Below are 16,308 nucleotides of genomic sequence, written 5' to 3' on the forward strand. Positions count from 1 at the left end.
TCGACATGTCCTTTTTCGAAACCCTGCAAACCCAGACCAGCGCCGAGCGCGAAGCGCTGTTCACGGTCCCGGTGATCCGCGAGGCGCTGGCCGGCGTGGTCAGCCTGGAGGGCTATCAGGCTTTCCTCGGCCAGGCCTACCACCATGTACGGCACACCGTGCCGTTGATGATGGCCTGTGGCGCGCGCCTGCCTGCGCGTCTGGAATGGCTGCGCGGCGCAGTGTGCGAGTACATCGAGGAGGAGTACGGCCATGAGCGCTGGATCCTCGACGACATAAAGGCCTGCGGTGGCGACTGGCAGGCAGTGCGCGATGGTAGCCCGGCGTTGCCCACCGAGTTGATGGTGGCGTATCTCTACGACCTGATCGCCCGGGGCAACCCGGTGGGGTTGTTCGGCATGGTCAACGTGCTCGAAGGCACCAGCATCGCCCTGGCGACCCAGGCCGCGGGCACTATCCGCGACAGCCTGGGGCTGCCGCACACGGCGTTCAGCTACCTGAGCTCCCACGGCGCCCTGGACCAGGACCATATGGCCACTTACCGAGGCCTGATGGATCGCCTGGACGATGCCGACGACCAACGGGCGGTGATCCATGCAGCGCAGGTGGTATATCACCTGTACACCGAGATGTTCCGAGGCCTGCCGCGCGCCGGCCAGAACGGGGTGCGCCATGCGCTTGCCTGACTGTGTGGTGGTGCTCACCGGTGCCAACGGTGGCATCGGCCTGGCGCTGAGCGAGCAGTTGTGCGGTGCCGGGGCGCGGGTGTTGGCGGTCAGTCGGCACCTGGGCAAGCTGGCGCAATTGATGAACCGCTATCCACGGCAACTGCGCTGGCAGGCCGCCGACCTGCGTACCCGGGAGGGCCGTGCGGACGTGCTGGCGGCGGCGCGGGCGATGGGTGGGGTCAACGTGCTGGTCAATGCCGCCGGGATCAATCGCTTCGCCTTGCTCGAGCAGCTCGATGAAGTCGCCCTGGACGAGTTGCTGGATATAAACCTCAAGGTTGCCATGCACTTGACCCGCGCCTGCTTGCCGCTGCTGCGCGAGCAGCCTCAGGCACTGGTGGTCAACGTGGGTTCCATCTATGGCTCGATCGGCTACCCTGGCTACGCCGCCTATTGCGCCAGCAAGTTCGCCCTGCGCGGGTTCTCCGAGGCCCTGCGCCGGGAGCTTGCCGATACCCCGGTGAATGTGCTTTATGCCGCCCCCCGGGCGACCCGCACGGGCATGAACAGCAGCGCCGCCACGGCGCTCAACCAGGCCCTGAAAGTTGGCGTGGATCAGCCCGAGGACGTCGCCCGCGCCGTGCTCGCCGCCGTGCAGGCCGAGCGCAGCGAGCTGTACCTGGGCTGGCCGGAAAAACTTTTCGTGCGTGTCAACGGCATGTTGCCGGGGGTGATAGACCGCGCCTTGCGTAAGCAACTGCCGCTGATCCGCCGCTACAGCGTCCATCCGGGTAAGGAGTCGAATAAATGAAGCGTGCGATGCTGGTCGGCTTGCTGCTGTGCTCCTCCCTGGCGTGGGCCTTGGACCCAGTCGGCAGCCAACGCCTGAACGATGTGCAGCAGCGCTGGGCGCAAATCCAGTACCAGATGCCCGAAGCACAGCGGGCCAAGGCCTTCGAGGCGTTGGCAGTGGACACGGCAGCGTTCGTGCGCCAGTACCCAGGCGCGGCCGAGCCGCTGATCTGGGAGGGTATCGTCAACAGCAGTTGGGCCGGTGCCACTGGCGGGCTGGGCGCGTTGGGCAAGGTCAAGGCCGCCCGCGACAGCCTGGAGCAAGCCCTGGCGCTGGACCCCACCGCCTTGCAAGGCTCGGCCTATACCAGCCTGGGCGCCTTGTATGACCGGGTACCGGGCTGGCCGCTGGGCTTCGGCGACCCGGACAAGGCCGAAGCGTTGTTACGCCAGGCCCTGGCGATCAACCCCGACGGTCTCGACAGCAACTATTTCTGGGCCGACCACCTGTACCGACAGAGTCGTTACACCGAGGCCCTGGCCGCGCTGGACAAGGCCCGCCACGCCGCACCGCGACCGGGGCGGGCGTTGGCCGACCAGGGCCGACGGGGTGAAATCGATGCTTTACTCAAGGCAATCAAGGACAAACAGGACTGAGCATGCGCTTGCTGCTGGTTGAAGATGACGCCGCGCTGGGGGAGGGTATCTGCGATGGCCTGCGCCTGGAGGGCTACACCCTCGACTGGCTGCTGGACGGGCAGCAAGCCTTGCATGCCCTGCAGGGCGAAACGTTCGACCTGGTGGTACTCGACCTGGGCCTGCCGCGCCTGGATGGCCTGGAGCTGCTGCGTCGTCTGCGCGCGGGTGGCGACGCCGTGCCGGTGCTGATCCTTACCGCCCGCGACGCCCTTGATGACCGCATCGCGGGGCTGGATGCCGGCGCCGACGATTACCTGGTCAAGCCGTTCGACCTCAATGAACTCAAGGCCCGCCTGCGCGCCTTGTTGCGCCGCAGCGCCGGGCGCGCGCGGGTACTGATCGAACATGCCGGCGTCAGCCTCGACCCGGCTACCCGTCAGGTGCGTTTCAATGGCCAGCCGGTGGTGCTCACGCCCAAGGAGTACCTGTTGTTGCATGAACTGTTGGCACAACCGGGCAAGGTCTTCACCCGCGAGCGCCTGACCCAACTGCTGTACGGCTGGGACGATGAGCCGGAGAGCAACACCCTCGAGGTCAACATCTACCAACTGCGCAAGAAACTGTGCAGCGGCCTGATCCGCACGGTGCGTGGCATTGGCTACCTGGTGGAAGGCAAGGTATGAGCTCGTTGCGCCAACGCACCCTGTGGCGGGTCATGCTCTTGCTGCTGGCTGGCAGTGGCCTGCTGGCGCTCTACAACTACCACGACAGCCGCCATGAAATCACCGAAGTCTACGATGCGCACCTGGCGCAGAATGCCCGCCTCCTGCAAGGGGTGATGAGCCTGCCGGTGCAGGAGGCGCATCGCCAGGCGCTGTACCAGGCGTTCGACGAGGCACTGGGCAAGGCTGGTCGGCATCGGGTCGGCCATCCCTACGAGCGCAAGTTGGCGTTCCAGGTGTGGGACGACCAGGCCAAGCTGTTGGTGCATACCCCTAGCGCGCCGACGTTCGCCACGCCACCGAGCGCCCCGGGTTTTTCCGACTTGACGCTGCAGGGGCAACGCTGGCGAAGTTTCGTGTTGCCGGTGCCAGAAAAGCATTGGCTGATCTGGGTGGGTGAGCGCAACGAAGTGCGTTTCGACCTGATCGAGCGGATCGTCCGGCATACCTTGATGCCTTTCCTGCTTGGCAGCCTGGCCCTGGCCCTGCTGGTCTGGGTGGGTGTCGGCTGGGGGCTGCGACCATTGCAGAACATGGCCCGAATCATTCGCGGGCGCCATGCCGAATCGCTGGAACCTTTGCAACTGGTGCCCTTGCCCAAGGAACTGGAGCCGATGCAGGCGGCGATCAACCGCCTGCTGGCGCAGATCGACGCACTCCTGCGGCGCGAGCACCGCTTCATTGCCGACGCCGCCCACGAGATGCGCACGCCGCTGGCCATTCTGCGCCTGCATGCGCAGAACGCCCAGGCCGCGAGCAGCGAGGCCGAGCGCGACAAGGCGCTAGGCTACCTGATGGGCGCCGTGGATCGCCTGGCACGGGTGGTCAACCAGCTACTGACCCTGGCGCGCCTGGAGCCTAGGCTGGCGCAGCGCAACTGGGCCGAGGTGGACCTGGCGCAACTGGTGACCGAGACCTTGGCAGAACTGACCCCGTGGATTCTCGAGCGCGGCCAGGAGCCATCGTTGGACATCACCGAGGGCGCCGACTACCACATGGTCAGTGACGCCGGCGCGCTAGGCATCGCCTTGCAGAACCTGGTGACCAACGCGGTGGACCATTCACCACCGGGCGGGCATATCCGTGTCAGCTTGCGCCGCGAAGCGCGGGTGCTGGTGCTGGACGTCGCGGATGAAGGGCCGGGGATTGCCGCGGCGGAGCTGGAGCGGGTGTTCGAGCGGTTCTACAGCAAGGACGCGCCCAACGGCGCAGGGCTTGGCTTGTCGATCGTCAGTACGGTCGTCAGCCGTCTGGGGGGGCAGGTGCAGTTGCGCAATCTGGCACCCCACGGGTTGTGCGCGAGGTTGCGCCTGGAGGTTGATGACTCCTAGGCTCTGTATGAAAAGTCTTGAGACAAAGGTCAGGCGAGGCTGTTTTCAACGCAGCATGAACGAGTATCAAGGCGTTCTGTACAGAGCCTAATGCCGTTGGGCAATCTGGATCAGGTTGCCGCAAGTATCGTCGAACACCGCCACGGTGACCGGCCCCAGGTCGGTGGGCGCTTGGGTGAACCGCACGCCGGCCTTGCACAGGCGCTGGTATTCGGCGTGGATATCGCGCACCCCGAACGAGGTGGCGGGGATACCGTCCTGCTTCAGGGCGGCCTTGTAGGTCCTGGCCGCTGGATGGGCGTCGGGCTCGAGCAGCAGCTCGACACCGTTGGGGTCGTTGGGTGAGGTCAGGGTCAGCCAGCGATGCTTGCCCAGAGGGATGTCATGCTTGGGCTCGAAGCCCAGGACATGGTGGTAGAACGCCAGGGCCTTGGCCTGATCGTCGACGAGGATGCTGGTGACCACGATCTTCATGGGCGTGCACCGGAGGGCTGGGGCTGTACCTGCAATTAAAGACGGTTCCCGGTGTTTGACCAGTGCCAGGCAGGACGCTGCTGCTAGTATCCCGTTTCGCAAACAAGTTGTTCACTGTCGCCGATGTCTTGGGCGCCCGAGCACGTTGCCAGTGGCCAGAATAGAACGTACTTCCGAGACAGGACACTAGCATTTCACCAGGTCGAACATCGCGCGCATCGCTCGGCTCGCCATGCGCCGCATCACCGGCGCTTGCAAGCGCTCGGCCGGGCCGCCGGCACCCAGCGCGGCGACCACCTGGCCGCGCAGGCGCAAGGGCAAGGCGAAGCAATGCAGGCCAGGGCGTGAGGCGGCCAGGTCCAGGGCATAGCCCAGGTTGGCGACCTGGCGCAGTTCCTGTTCCAGGGTGTCGGGCAGCGCTTGGGTGCGAGCCAGCTGCCGCGCCAGCTGGCGGTCGTGGGCCAGCAGCACCTTGCCGATCGCCGAGGTGCACAGGCCATCGCGGCGGGTGTCCGCCGGCAGCTGCAGGGCCTGGCCACGGCCGTCGAGCGCCGCCAGGGTGAGGTAGGCGCGGGTGCCGCCGGGCACGGCGAGAAAACAGCTTTCGCCGCTCAGCTCGGCGAAGGCGCGCAGGGCCGGGGTGAAGGCCTGGCGCAGGCGCTGTTCGGCCTCGTTCACCGGTTGTGCCAGCTGGCGCAGGCGCAGGCCCAGGGCGTAATGGCGCTGATCGCGGCTGACGTAGCCCAGCGACATCAGGGTATCGAGCAGCCCATGCACGGTGCTCTTGCCCAGGCCGCTGCGTTCTGCCAGATCGTTCAGACGCGCGCGCCCGCCCTCGGCGCGGATGAGTTCGAGCAGGTGCATGGCCCGCTCGAGGGACTGGATCTGGCGGCTGTTGGTGGACATGGCGCGGTCCCGGTTGTGCTATGGCTGGCCATTGTGCCCGCAATCGACGAGGGTTGCTGGCGTGTTTGTTCGGCAATGTCGAACTGCTTGGCTTTTCTCGCCCCGCGAGGCGGTTCGACGGGCTTTGGCGCTTAGACTCGCGCCACTTCAACCAGCCAGAGGACAGGTTTCATGGATCTGCAACTGCAAGGCGCACGGGTATTGGTCAGTGGCGGCACACGCGGGATTGGCCGGGCGATTGTCGAAACCTTCCTCGCCGAAGGAGCACGGGTGGCGTTCTGCGCTCGCGAGCAAGCCGGGGTGCGGGCCGCCGAGGCCGAGCTGGGCGAGCACGCCCGAGGGTGGGCGGTGGATATCACCAAGGCCGGGCAGGTTATCAGCTGGGTTGAACAGGCCGGCGAGTGGCTGGGTGGTATCGATGTCGTCGTGCCCAATGTCAGTGCTTTGGCCCATGGCCGTGAGGCGGCGATCTGGCGCCAGGCGTTCGAGACCGACCTGCTTGGCACGGTGGGCCTGGTCACGGCGGCCTTGCCGTGGTTGCAGGCTTCGACGCGGGCGGCGGTGGTGCTGATTTCCAGTGTCTCGGGGCGTGAGCTGAGTAGCTTCGACGAGCCTTACGGGGTGCTCAAGGCCGCCCTCAACCACTATGGCAAGACCTTGTCGGCACGACATGCCCGTGACGGTATCCGGGTCAACTGCGTGTCGCCGGGCAATGTCTATTTCGCCGACGGTGTATGGGGCAAGATCGAGCGCGAACAGCCCGAGGCCTTCGCCCGCAGCCTGGCCGCCAACCCACTGGGGCGCATGGCACGGCCCGATGAAGTGGCGCGGGCGGCGGTGTTCCTGGCCAGCCCTGCGGCAAGCTTCATCACCGGCACCAATCTGCTGGTCGATGGTGGCCTGACCCGTGGCGTGCAGTTCTGAGGCTTGCAATCGGCCAACACGCACCCATCTAGCAGGTCCTGGCTCACTCGGAACGACACCATGGAACCCAACCGCTTCGGCGATATCGCCGCCTTCGTCAGTGCCGTGAAGGCCGGTAGTTTCACGGCCGCGGCGCTGAGCCTGGGCCTGACCCGCTCGGCGGTGGGCAAGGGTATCGCCCGCCTGGAGGCGCGCATGGGCGTGCGCCTGCTCAACCGCACCACGCGCAAGCTGAGCCTGACCGACGAGGGGCTGGTGGCCTTCGAGCGCTGGCGGCAGATCCTCGACGACCTCGACGAAGTCGAGACCACCATGGCCCAGCGTCGCGGCAAGCCCACCGGTACCCTGCGCCTGACCGCGCCGTTGTCGTTCGGCCAGCGTCATGTGCTGCCGATCCTCGACGCCTATCTCAAGCAGTGGCCTGAGCTGCGCGCGGATATCCGTTTCACCGACCGTTGTGTCGACCTGGTCGAGGAGGGCGTCGACGTGGCGCTGCGCATCGGCGCGCCGAAGGAAGACTCGCAGCTGTTGACCCGCACCGTGGCCTGGCAGCAGTTCGTCACCTGCGCCTCGCCCGGCTACCTCGAGCGCCACGGCACGCCGCAGGCGCCGGCGGACTTGTATGGGCATGACAAGATTGCCTTCCTGGTCGGCGAGAAGTCCGCGCCGTGGCGCTTTCGCACCGACACCGGACTACACCTGTGCGAGGAGCCGGGGCGGCTCAACATCGACAGCTCCGAGGCCATGCTCGCCGGCGCGCGGGCGGGATTCGGGCTGATTCACCTGCCGACCTACATCACCAGCGACGACTTGCGCGCGGGGGATTTGGTCGAGGTGCTGCACGCTTACCGGCCACCGGCAGACCCGATCCGCATCGTTTACCCCAGCAAGCGCCATCTGTCGCCACGGGTGCGTGGCTTCATCGACCTGCTGGTGGCGCGTTGGGAGGGCGGTGTGCCATGGGAGATCTGAACTGCGGCCCAGGCCCTGTCGAGTAACCCCGTAGGAGCCGGCAAAGCCTGCGAACACCGGCAAGGCCCGTGCCAGTCACCGCGTCGCTCGCTTGGTCAGCACGGCGGGCGTCCACATGAGCAAATCCGCCAACCACTCAAGCCTGGCGCAGGAAAGGATAGTCTGTGTATCCCTCGGCCCCATTGGCGTAGTCGAACTGCGCTCGATGCGGGTTCAGCGGTGCCTGTTGCTGCAAGCGCTCGACCAGGTCCGGGTTGGCAATGAACGCGCGGCCGAACGCCACCGCATCGATCAGGCCACGGGCCAGCAGGTCTTCGGCCTTGTCGACGGTATAGGCCCCGGCCGCGACGATCACCCCCGGATAGGCAGCGCGAATGGCCTCGCGGAACTCGTCGCGCAGCGGCTTGCCACCGGCCCAGTCCGGCTCGGACAAGTGCAGGTAGGCCAGGTTGCGCTTGGCCAGTTCGCCGATCAGGTACAGCCCGGCAGCCTCCTGGTCCTCGCCATTGTCGATGCCGTTGAAACCACCCAGCGGGAAGATGCGGATACCCACGCGGTCCGCGCTCCACTGGGCGATGGCGGCATCCACCGCCTCCAGCACGATGCGCGCGCGGTTCTCGATACTGCCGCCGTAGCGGTCTGCACGGGTGTTGGCACTGGGGGTGAGGAATTGGTGCAGCAGGTAGCCGTGGGCAGCGTGCAGCTCGATGAAATCGAAACCGGCTTCACGAGCATTGCTCGCGGCCTGGCCGAAGTCGGCGACGATGCCGGCGATCTCTGCCTCGCTCAAGGCGCGCGGGGTCGAGGTCTCGACCCGGATCACGTTGTGGTTTTCGTCACGCAGGGTGGTGCGGGCATTGGCCGGCAGCGCCGATGGCGCCACCGGTGCCTGGCCGTCGGGCTGCAGCGGGGTGTGCGAAACCCGGCCGGTATGCCACACCTGCACGGCACTGTGACCGCCGTCGGCGTGGATGCCAGCGTTGACCCGGCGCCAGCCGGCGATCTGCTCGGCGGTATGGATGCCCGGCGAGCCGGAATAGCCCTTGGCCTGGAACGATATCTGCGTGGCTTCGCTGATGATCAGCCCGGCACTGGCGCGCTGGCGGTAGTACTCAGCCATCAGCGGCGTGGGGATGTCGCCTGGCTCCAGGCTGCGCAGGCGGGTCAGCGGCGCCATGAACACCCGGTTGGGCAGGGTCAGCGGGCCAAGTTGCAACGGTTCGAACAGCTTCATGGGTGCACCTTTTCAAGGAGGATTCGATGCCGCGCACGATACCGAGGTGATTGGGGAAAAGGGGGACCGGGTGATTGGCTTGCTAGGCATCAATGGGGAATTTTGCGCTCAGGTCTTACGCAATGGCCTGCATGTGTTGACTTGCCAAGTGGCCTCAGGCTACTTTCCCAACCCATGAACACACGCCCGCAGTGCCGCGCCCTGAGCATTATTACCGCCATTATCGGATTGGCGGGCTAGCGCGTACACGCACCGAACCCGCCCTGGAGGCGGGTTTTTTCTCTCTGACTCCCGGGCCCATTAAAAACCAGGAGTCATCGATGACCAGCCTCAGCCTTCCTTCGCGTACCCCCGCAACGCCCCAGCAACTGTTGTCCGAGCAGGTGCGGCGGATTCTCTCGGCGCCAGTGTACGACCTGGCCATCGAAACCCCGTTGCAAGCCGCCCCGGCGCTGTCGGCCAGCTTGGGCAACCAGGTGCTGCTCAAGCGCGAGGACCTGCAACCGACCTTCTCCTTCAAGATCCGTGGCGCCTACACCCGCCTGTCGCGGCTGAACCCCGCCCAGCGCGCCCGCGGGGTGATCACCGCCTCGGCCGGCAACCACGCCCAGGGCGTGGCCCTGGCCGCCGCGCACCTGGAGCTGAAGGCGACCATCGTCATGCCCACCACCACGCCCTCGCTCAAGGTCGAGGGCGTGCGTTCGCGAGGTGGGAATGTGCTGTTGCATGGTGAGAGCTTCCCCCATGCCCTGGCCCATGCCCTGGCCTTGGCCGACAGCCAGGGCGCGACCTTCGTGCCGCCGTTCGACGACCCTGATGTGATCGCCGGCCAGGGCACGGTGGCCATGGAGATCCTGCGCCAGCACCCGGGCCGGCTGGACGCGATCTTCGTGCCGGTGGGCGGCGGCGGGCTGATCGCCGGCATCGCCGCCTACGTCAAGTACCTGCGCCCCGAGGTCAAGGTGATTGGCGTGGAGCCCGAGGACTCCAACTGCCTGCAGGCGGCCATGGCCGCCGGCGAGCGGGTTGTGCTGGCGCAGGTCGGCACCTTCGCCGATGGCGTGGCGGTGGCGCAGATCGGCGCGCACTGTTTTGAGCTGTGCCGGCACTTCGTCGATGACGTGGTGACGGTCAACAGCGATGAATTGTGCGCGGCGATCAAGGACATCTACGACGACACCCGCTCCATCACCGAACCCTCCGGCGCGTTGGCCGTGGCCGGGATCAAGAAGTACGTGGCCCGCACAGGCGCCCAGGGGCAGACATTGGTGGCCATCGATTCCGGCGCCAACGTCAATTTCGACCGCCTGCGCCATGTGGCCGAGCGCGCCGAGCTGGGCGAGCAGCGCGAGGCCGTCGTCGCCGTGACCATCCCCGAGCGCCCGGGGAGCTTCCGCGCTTTCTGCCTGGCGCTGGGCAAGCGCCAGATCACCGAGTTCAACTATCGCTATCACCCAGGCAAGGAGGCGCGCCTGTTCGTTGGCGTGCGGACCCATCCCCAGCACGACCCGCGCGAAGCCTTGCTGGCCAGCCTGGCCGAGCAGGGTTACCAGGTGCTAGATATGACCGACAACGAGCTGGCCAAGCTGCACGTGCGCCATACCGTGGGCGGACACGCGGCGCCAGGGGCCAAGGAACGGGTGCTGCGCTTCGAGTTTGCCGAGCGCCCAGGGGCCTTGCTGGGCTTTCTCGAACGCTTGGGCAAGCGCTGGAACATCAGCCTGTTCCACTACCGCAACCACGGCGCCGCCCAGGCACGGGTGTTCGCCGGGCTGGAGGTGCCGGACGAGGAACTGGCAGGGTTGCCGCAGGCGCTGGAGGCCATGGGCTACCCGTACTGGGACGAGACGGACAATCCGGCCTATCGGTTGTTCATGGGCTGAAGGAGGCCCGCCAGTTCAGCTCCGGGCATGGCCGGTCACACAACTTTTTAGTTCTGCCGTGACCGGATAGAGAACGGGTGAACACTTCCTGGCGCCCCAGCTCATCCTCGAAGCGCAGCTCGTTGTAGCCATCGCCCTTGTGGGTCTGGCTCTTGGTGGTCATGCGGGTCTTGTGCTCGGGCAGGTCGTACGGCGGTAGCTGATCGCCACAGTAGGTACGCCCGGTAATCATCGGTTGGTCAGGGTCACCATTGACGTACTGGATGATCACGTCCTGGCCGATCCGCGGAATGGCCATGGAGCCCCAACTGCCCCCGGCCCAGCTTTGGGAGACGCGTACCCAGCAGGAACTGAACGCGTTGTCCTGGCTCTCGCGATCCCAGGGGAAGCTGACCTTCACCCGGCCCCATTCATCGCAATAGATTTCTTCCTCCTTCGGGCCGACCACGGTAGCCATGAAGGTGTGGTCGCGTTGCACCTGGCGCGCGGTGCGTACAGAGGCGTTCGGTTGCAAGACATGGGCACCGTAAAGGGCTGGAAAGCGAACGTCTTGCCAGTATTTTCCTTGTACTGCGTGGGAAAATTCGCTGATTGCAAGGGCCGGCAGGGCATCACGCCCGCTCCCGGGCTATTTCACCCAGGCCCCTGTGCTTGCGCGGCAAGACTTGCGCTGGATCAACGCCGCACGGCGCGTTCAGGCAGATGCTCAAGCCCTACCATTCGCTTGAGAGGACCTGGCCATGAGCAGCACGTTCTTCATCCCCGCCGTCAATATCATGGGCATCGACTGCCTGGAGGAGGCGATGACCGCCATCGCCGGTTATGGCTTGCGCAAGGCGTTGATCGTCACCGACGTGGGCCTGGTCAAGGCCGGCGTGGCCGAGCGGATCGCCGGCATGCTGGCGATGCGCGACATCGACGCGCGGGTGTTCGACGGCGCCAAGCCCAACCCGAGCATCGCCAACGTCGAGGCAGGGCTGGCCATGCTGCGCCGCGAGGGCTGCGATTGCGTGGTGTCGCTGGGCGGCGGCTCGCCCCACGACTGCGCCAAGGGCATTGCCCTGTGCGCCACCAACGGTGGGCATATCAACGACTACGAGGGCGTCGACCGTTCGAGCAAGCCGCAGTTGCCGCTGATCGCGATCAACACCACCGCCGGCACTGCCAGCGAGATGACCCGCTTCTGCATCATCACCGACGAGGCGCGCCATGTGAAAATGGCCATCGTCGACCGCAACGTCACGCCAATTCTCTCGGTCAACGACCCGGCGCTGATGGCCGGCATGCCCAAGGGGCTGACCGCGGCCACTGGCATGGATGCGCTGACCCATGCCATCGAGGCCTATGTCTCGACCGCCGCCACGCCAATCACCGATGCCTGCGCGCTCAAGGCCATCAGCCTGATCAACGACAACCTGCGCCAGGCGGTTGCCGACGGCGCCGACCTGCAGGCGCGGGAGAACATGGCCTATGCCCAGTTCCTCGCGGGGATGGCGTTCAACAATGCCTCGCTGGGTTATGTGCACGCCATGGCGCATCAGCTTGGCGGCTACTACGACTTGCCCCATGGGGTGTGCAACGCGGTGTTGCTGCCCCATGTGCAGCGTTTCAATGCCAAGGTCAGCGCGGCGCGCCTGCGTGACGTGGCCAAGGCCATGGGGGTCAAGGTGTGTGGGCTGGATGCCGAGCAGGGCGCCGGGGCGGCGATTTCGGCCATCGAGCACCTGGCGGCGGCCATCGGCATCCCGGCCGGGCTGGCGGAGCTGGGGGCCAAGGTCGAGGATGTGCCGGTGCTGGCGGCCAATGCGTTGAAGGATGCCTGCGGGTTGACCAACCCACGGGTGGCCAGCCAGGTGGAGATCGAGGCGATCTTCAAGGCGGCGTTCTAGAGCGGCGTGGTAAGTGGCTGGCGCCTACGGGCCGGTGGCATCCACCGCGTCGCCTGGTTCGCCAGCAAGCTGGCTCCTACGGGTGTTGCAGGCCGTAATCGGCGTAGGAGCCGGCTTGCCGGCGAACACCGGCGTAGCCGGTGCCATTCATCGCGTCGCCTGGTTCGCCAGCAAGCTCGCTGGCTAACGCTCGCGCATGAAGAACCCCGCCACGTATTTGCGGAAGGTCTCCAGGCTCTTGAAGTCGGCATAGCGCTTGAAGTTCTCGGCATCCGGCTCCGGCCCCAGCGGTTGCTCGAGCAACGACACCGACAGCACCCGGTCCTGATCCGAGGTCAATACCAGTTCGTCCATCACCTGGCCGCCGATCACCGGGCGACGCATCAGCACTTTGACGCCCTTGCTGGCCATCCAGTCGATCAGCGACACCAGCGCCTTCAACGGCTCGCGCTCTTCGTCGCGGTACACCGGGAACAACTGCCCGCGCGACAGCACCGGCACGCTGGCGACATGGATCAGTTCGTAGAAGTGGCTGCCGGCGGTGGCCGGCGAATACAGGGCCAGGGCCAGCAGTGGCCCGCTGGCGCGGCCGCCGCCCCAATACTGGTGATGGCCCTGGAAGTCGAAGCCGTCTTCGCTGCGGTTGTTGAACAGCTTGCGGCCCTTGATCTGGTCGACGCAGTCGAGCAGCAAGCCATGCCGGCGGTGGTTGCCGAACACCGTGGCCTCACGTAGCCGGGCCTTGAGCATCATCATGTGCTTCATGTCCAGGCGCGTTTCCAGGTAGTTGCTGGCCGGCACCCGCTCCAGCAGCGGGTAACGGCCAGCAACCCCGCGCAGCTCGGCGAACTGGGCGGTGAGGTCCTTCTTCAGGTGCGTGGCATAGACGTTCAGGCCGCTGGCTTCGATCCAGGTCAGCAGCAACGACAGCAGGCGCTGCTGCTCGCGGCGTTCGCCGGCGTCGCGCGGCCCGCCGACGGTTTCGCCGTCGCCTGGACGGCGATAGTCGCCAAGCAGGCGCAAGGGGGCATCCGGTGCCAGCCAGGCCGCGGGAGGTGTGTGCTCCTGGGCGCCGGCGCCGGCCTCGCGCTCATCCTTGCTGAACGGGCAACCCGGGGTGTGTTCGGGGGTGTCGGGGTTGTTACGCAGGAACAGGGTGCCGGTGTTGCCGTTGAGCGACACATTGAGCACCGGCAAGGCATCCTGGCGGCAATCGCAGGCCAGCCACTGGTTGGCGCTGCGCACTTTCATCAGCCATTGGTTGGCCTGCAGCAGGCGGGGGCCGGCCAGGGTGCCGGCGGCAAAACCGGCCAGCAGTTCCTCTTCGGCCAGGGTCAGGCTGCGCACCTGCGCGCCGGTTTTTTCGATGATTCGCATTGAGAGGCAGCTCCAAGCTACAAGCCTCAAGCTTCAAGCAAAGCGCGCCGGCTTTCAACTTGAAGCTTGCAGCTCCAGGCGTGCCGCTCAACTACCGCCATACAGCTTGGCGGCGCGGGCGCGGATTTCATCGGGAGTGAGGTCTTCCTTGTGGGTGGAGACGAACCATAGGTTGTTGAACGGATCTTGCAGGGTACCGCTGCGGTCGCCGTAGAACTGATCCTTCACCTCGCTGATCGGACGTGCGCCGGCGGCGATGGCCTGGGCGTAGACCTTGTCGCAGTCCTCGACATATAGATGCAGGCCGACAGCCGGGGCCTCGATGGTCTCGCTGGGTTTGAGGCCACCCTCCATGTCGCAGGGTGAACCGAGCATCAGCGAGCAATCGCCGATTTTCAGCTCGGCGTGGCCGACGCTACCGCGGGGGCCTTCGAGGCGGAACATCTCGATGGCGCCGAAGGCCTTCTTGTAGAACTCGATGGCCTGGGTGGCGTTCTTGATACCGAGGTAGGGCGTGAGGCTGTGCTGGCCTTCGGGAATGGCTTTGACGGGCATGATCGCAAACTCCTTTCACGTGGGGTGGGGGCAACACCTAGGTGATTAGAGTCGTTTACGCGGGTGGAAAATCGACAATCGTCTTATATCGATTCTCTATATCGCAGGCACCGCGTCGCCTGGTTCGCCAGCAACGCTGGCTCCTACGGGGCGGGGTTGGTGTAGGAGCCAGCTTTGCTGGCGAACTTTCTTTTTACCGGCAAGGCACTGTGTCACCCGGTTCGCCAGCAAGGCGCCTGCCCTTAGAATATGTAATCGGTGGTCAGGAAACTCGACTGGCGGTTACGGATGATCTCGCTGATCAGTTCTTTGTTCGCTTCCTGGAACTTGGTCGCCACCAGGGTGCGGATGGAGAACACCCGAAGTGCGTCATGCACCGACAAGGTCCCCTCGGCGCTGTTCTTGCGCCCGTTGAACGGGTAGGTGTCCGGCCCACGCTGGCACTGGGCGTTGAGGTTGATACGACCCACCTGGTTGGCGAAGGTGTCGACCAGCGCGCCGATGGTCGCCGGGTCGTTGCCGAACAGGCTCAGTTGCTGGCCGTAGTCGGAGTCGAGCACATAGTCGACCACCGTCTGCAGGTCGCGGTAGGGCACCACCGGCACCAGCGGGCCGAACTGCTCCTCGTGGTACAGGCGCATGTCGGCGCTCACCGGGTACAGCAGCGCTGGGTAGAAGAACGAACCGCGGCTGAGCCCGCCGCCTGCGTTGAGCACCCGCGCGCCTTTGCCTGTGGCGTCGGCCACCAGGCCATCGAGGTAGTCGAGCTTGCCTGGCTCCGGCAGTGGTGTCAGCGCCACGCCCGGTTCCCACGGCATGCCCGGCTTGAGCGCGGCCAGCTTGCGCTGGAACTTGTCGAGAAAGGCCTCGACCACGTCTTCATGGACGAACAAGATCTTCAGCGCGGTGCAGCGCTGGCCATTGAACGACAGGGCACCGGTGACCGCTTCCTCGACGGCGTTGTCAAGGTCGACCTGGGGCAGCACGATACCGGGGTTCTTGGCGTCCAGGCCAAGGGCGGCGCGCAGGCGGTGCGGGCGTGGGTGGAGCTTTTTCAGGTCGCTGGCGGCCTTGTGGGTGCCGATGAAGGCGAACACATCGACCTTGCCGCTGGCCATCAGCGCGCTGACGGTTTCGCGGCCACGGCCATAGATGACATTGATCACCCCGGCCGGGAAGCTGTCGCGGAAGGCCTCGAGCAGCGGGCGGATCAGCAGCACACCGAACTTGGCGGGCTTGAACACCACGGTGTTGCCCATGATCAGTGCCGGGATCAAGGTGGTGAAGGTTTCGTTCAGCGGGTAGTTGTAGGGCCCCATGCACAGCGCCACGCCCAGTGGCGCGCGACGGATCTGGCCGAGGGTACCTTGTTCCAGCTCGAAGCGGCTGGAGCGGCGATCGAGGTCTTTCAGGGCATTGATGGTGTCGACGATATAGTCGCAGGTGCGGTCGAACTCTTTCTCCGAGTCCTTGAGGTTCTTGCCGATCTCCCACATCAGCAGCTTGACCACCGCCTCGCGCTGCTCGCGCATGCGCGCCAGGAAGGTCTCGACATGCTGGATACGCTCGGCCACGCGCATCGTCGGCCAGGCACCACGGCCCTTGTCGTAGGCCTGCACGGCGGCATCCAGGGCGGTCAGCGCGGTGTCGGCGTCGAGCAGTGGCGCGCTGCCAAGGATCACCTGGCGCTCGCTGTCGCCCTCCTTGAGCCACACCGGGCTATGTACCGTGGCCAACGGGCCGTCCCAGCGCCGCAGTTCGCCGGCGACCAGATAATCGCGTTGTTCCAGGGGCTCGCCCAGGCGCCATTGCGCGGGAATGTCCTCAAGGGTGGGAAACAACGAATCGAGCAGACGGTCCATGGGTACTGCACCTCTTTTGTTTGGCTAGGTGAATCGCTTCAGCCCTGGAGCATGCACCCAGTGCCGGAAAAACACCAGTC

The 16,308-nt window shown here is 65.8% G+C and carries 15 protein-coding genes and 1 pseudogene; 9 read left to right on the top strand and 7 right to left on the bottom strand.

Annotation, left to right across the window (positions count from 1 at the left end; translation table 11 throughout):
• Positions 1-5 precede the first annotated feature (5 nt).
• Genes E3U47_RS19645 through E3U47_RS19665 form a run of 5 tightly spaced genes read left to right on the top strand, consistent with a single transcriptional unit; the run spans position 6 to position 4,152 of the window.
• Entirely contained in the window at positions 6-686 is a 681-nt protein-coding gene (locus tag E3U47_RS19645) for a TenA family transcriptional regulator (RefSeq protein WP_134693319.1), read from the top strand.
• Positions 673-1,479, top strand: a complete 807-nt coding sequence (locus tag E3U47_RS19650; protein ID WP_134693320.1) for an SDR family oxidoreductase — start codon at positions 673-675, stop codon at positions 1,477-1,479. The genes E3U47_RS19645 and E3U47_RS19650 overlap by 14 nt, the downstream gene beginning before the upstream one ends.
• Entirely contained in the window at positions 1,476-2,117 is a 642-nt protein-coding gene (locus tag E3U47_RS19655; protein WP_134693321.1) for a tetratricopeptide repeat protein, read from the top strand. The genes E3U47_RS19650 and E3U47_RS19655 overlap by 4 nt, the downstream gene beginning before the upstream one ends.
• A gap of 2 nt (positions 2,118-2,119) precedes the next feature.
• Positions 2,120-2,782 carry a response regulator gene (locus E3U47_RS19660; RefSeq protein ID WP_134693322.1) on the top strand — a complete coding sequence of 221 codons (663 nt, stop codon included), beginning with the start codon at positions 2,120-2,122 and terminating at the stop codon, positions 2,780-2,782.
• Positions 2,779-4,152 (top strand): sensor histidine kinase, encoded by a 1,374-nt coding sequence (locus tag E3U47_RS19665; RefSeq protein WP_134693323.1) that lies wholly within the window; start codon positions 2,779-2,781, stop codon positions 4,150-4,152. Before E3U47_RS19660 ends, E3U47_RS19665 begins: the two co-directional genes overlap by 4 nt.
• Before the next feature lie 87 nt (positions 4,153-4,239).
• Here the strand turns inward: E3U47_RS19665 and E3U47_RS19670 are convergent, their stop codons facing one another.
• Together E3U47_RS19670 and E3U47_RS19675 are read right to left on the bottom strand one after the other, a co-directional pair.
• Positions 4,240-4,626, bottom strand: a complete 387-nt coding sequence (locus tag E3U47_RS19670; RefSeq protein WP_134693324.1) for a VOC family protein — start codon at positions 4,624-4,626, stop codon at positions 4,240-4,242.
• A gap of 186 nt (positions 4,627-4,812) precedes the next feature.
• Complete coding sequence (locus E3U47_RS19675; protein ID WP_134693325.1) at positions 4,813-5,532, bottom strand: IclR family transcriptional regulator; 720 nt, start codon at positions 5,530-5,532, stop codon at positions 4,813-4,815.
• A 171-nt stretch (positions 5,533-5,703) separates the two neighbouring features.
• Between E3U47_RS19675 and E3U47_RS19680 the strand changes: the two genes are divergently transcribed.
• Both E3U47_RS19680 and E3U47_RS19685 read left to right on the top strand, forming a co-directional pair.
• Positions 5,704-6,456: an SDR family NAD(P)-dependent oxidoreductase gene (locus E3U47_RS19680; RefSeq protein ID WP_134693326.1), complete on the top strand. Its 753-nt coding sequence runs from the start codon at positions 5,704-5,706 to the stop codon at positions 6,454-6,456.
• Between the two features lie 60 nt (positions 6,457-6,516).
• Positions 6,517-7,428 (top strand): LysR family transcriptional regulator, encoded by a 912-nt coding sequence (locus E3U47_RS19685; protein WP_134693327.1) that lies wholly within the window; start codon positions 6,517-6,519, stop codon positions 7,426-7,428.
• Between the two features lie 136 nt (positions 7,429-7,564).
• Here E3U47_RS19685 and E3U47_RS19690 read toward each other — a convergent pair whose 3' ends face one another.
• Positions 7,565-8,662, bottom strand: coding sequence for an alkene reductase (locus E3U47_RS19690; RefSeq protein WP_134693328.1), 1,098 nt, complete (start codon positions 8,660-8,662; stop codon positions 7,565-7,567).
• A 320-nt stretch (positions 8,663-8,982) separates the two neighbouring features.
• Here E3U47_RS19690 and ilvA point away from each other — a divergent pair, with 320 nt between their 5' ends.
• Complete coding sequence (gene ilvA / locus E3U47_RS19695; RefSeq protein ID WP_134693329.1) at positions 8,983-10,545, top strand: threonine ammonia-lyase, biosynthetic; 1,563 nt, start codon at positions 8,983-8,985, stop codon at positions 10,543-10,545.
• Positions 10,546-10,624: 79 nt separating this feature from the next.
• Here ilvA and tssI read toward each other — a convergent pair.
• Positions 10,625-11,152: pseudogene (gene tssI, locus E3U47_RS19700) on the bottom strand (type VI secretion system tip protein TssI/VgrG); the annotation flags it as partial.
• A 133-nt stretch (positions 11,153-11,285) separates the two neighbouring features.
• Between tssI and yiaY the strand changes: the two are divergent.
• Positions 11,286-12,434 carry an L-threonine dehydrogenase gene (yiaY, locus tag E3U47_RS19705; RefSeq protein WP_134693330.1) on the top strand — a complete coding sequence of 383 codons (1,149 nt, stop codon included), beginning with the start codon at positions 11,286-11,288 and terminating at the stop codon, positions 12,432-12,434.
• Positions 12,435-12,617: 183 nt separating this feature from the next.
• Here the strand turns inward: yiaY and E3U47_RS19710 are convergent, their stop codons facing one another.
• The 3 genes from E3U47_RS19710 to E3U47_RS19720 all read right to left on the bottom strand — a co-directional run bounded on the left by E3U47_RS19710 (position 12,618) and on the right by E3U47_RS19720 (position 16,228).
• Positions 12,618-13,811 (bottom strand): hypothetical protein, encoded by a 1,194-nt coding sequence (locus E3U47_RS19710; RefSeq protein WP_134693331.1) that lies wholly within the window; start codon positions 13,809-13,811, stop codon positions 12,618-12,620.
• Positions 13,812-13,898: 87 nt separating this feature from the next.
• Entirely contained in the window at positions 13,899-14,366 is a 468-nt protein-coding gene (locus E3U47_RS19715) for a VOC family protein (RefSeq protein ID WP_134693332.1), read from the bottom strand.
• A 242-nt stretch (positions 14,367-14,608) separates the two neighbouring features.
• Positions 14,609-16,228 (bottom strand): NADP-dependent glyceraldehyde-3-phosphate dehydrogenase, encoded by a 1,620-nt coding sequence (locus E3U47_RS19720; RefSeq protein ID WP_134693333.1) that lies wholly within the window; start codon positions 16,226-16,228, stop codon positions 14,609-14,611.
• Between the last annotated feature and the right edge of the window lie 80 nt (positions 16,229-16,308).

Source organism: Pseudomonas sp. RIT623 (genome assembly GCF_004519305.1).
Taxonomy (GTDB): domain Bacteria; phylum Pseudomonadota; class Gammaproteobacteria; order Pseudomonadales; family Pseudomonadaceae; genus Aquipseudomonas.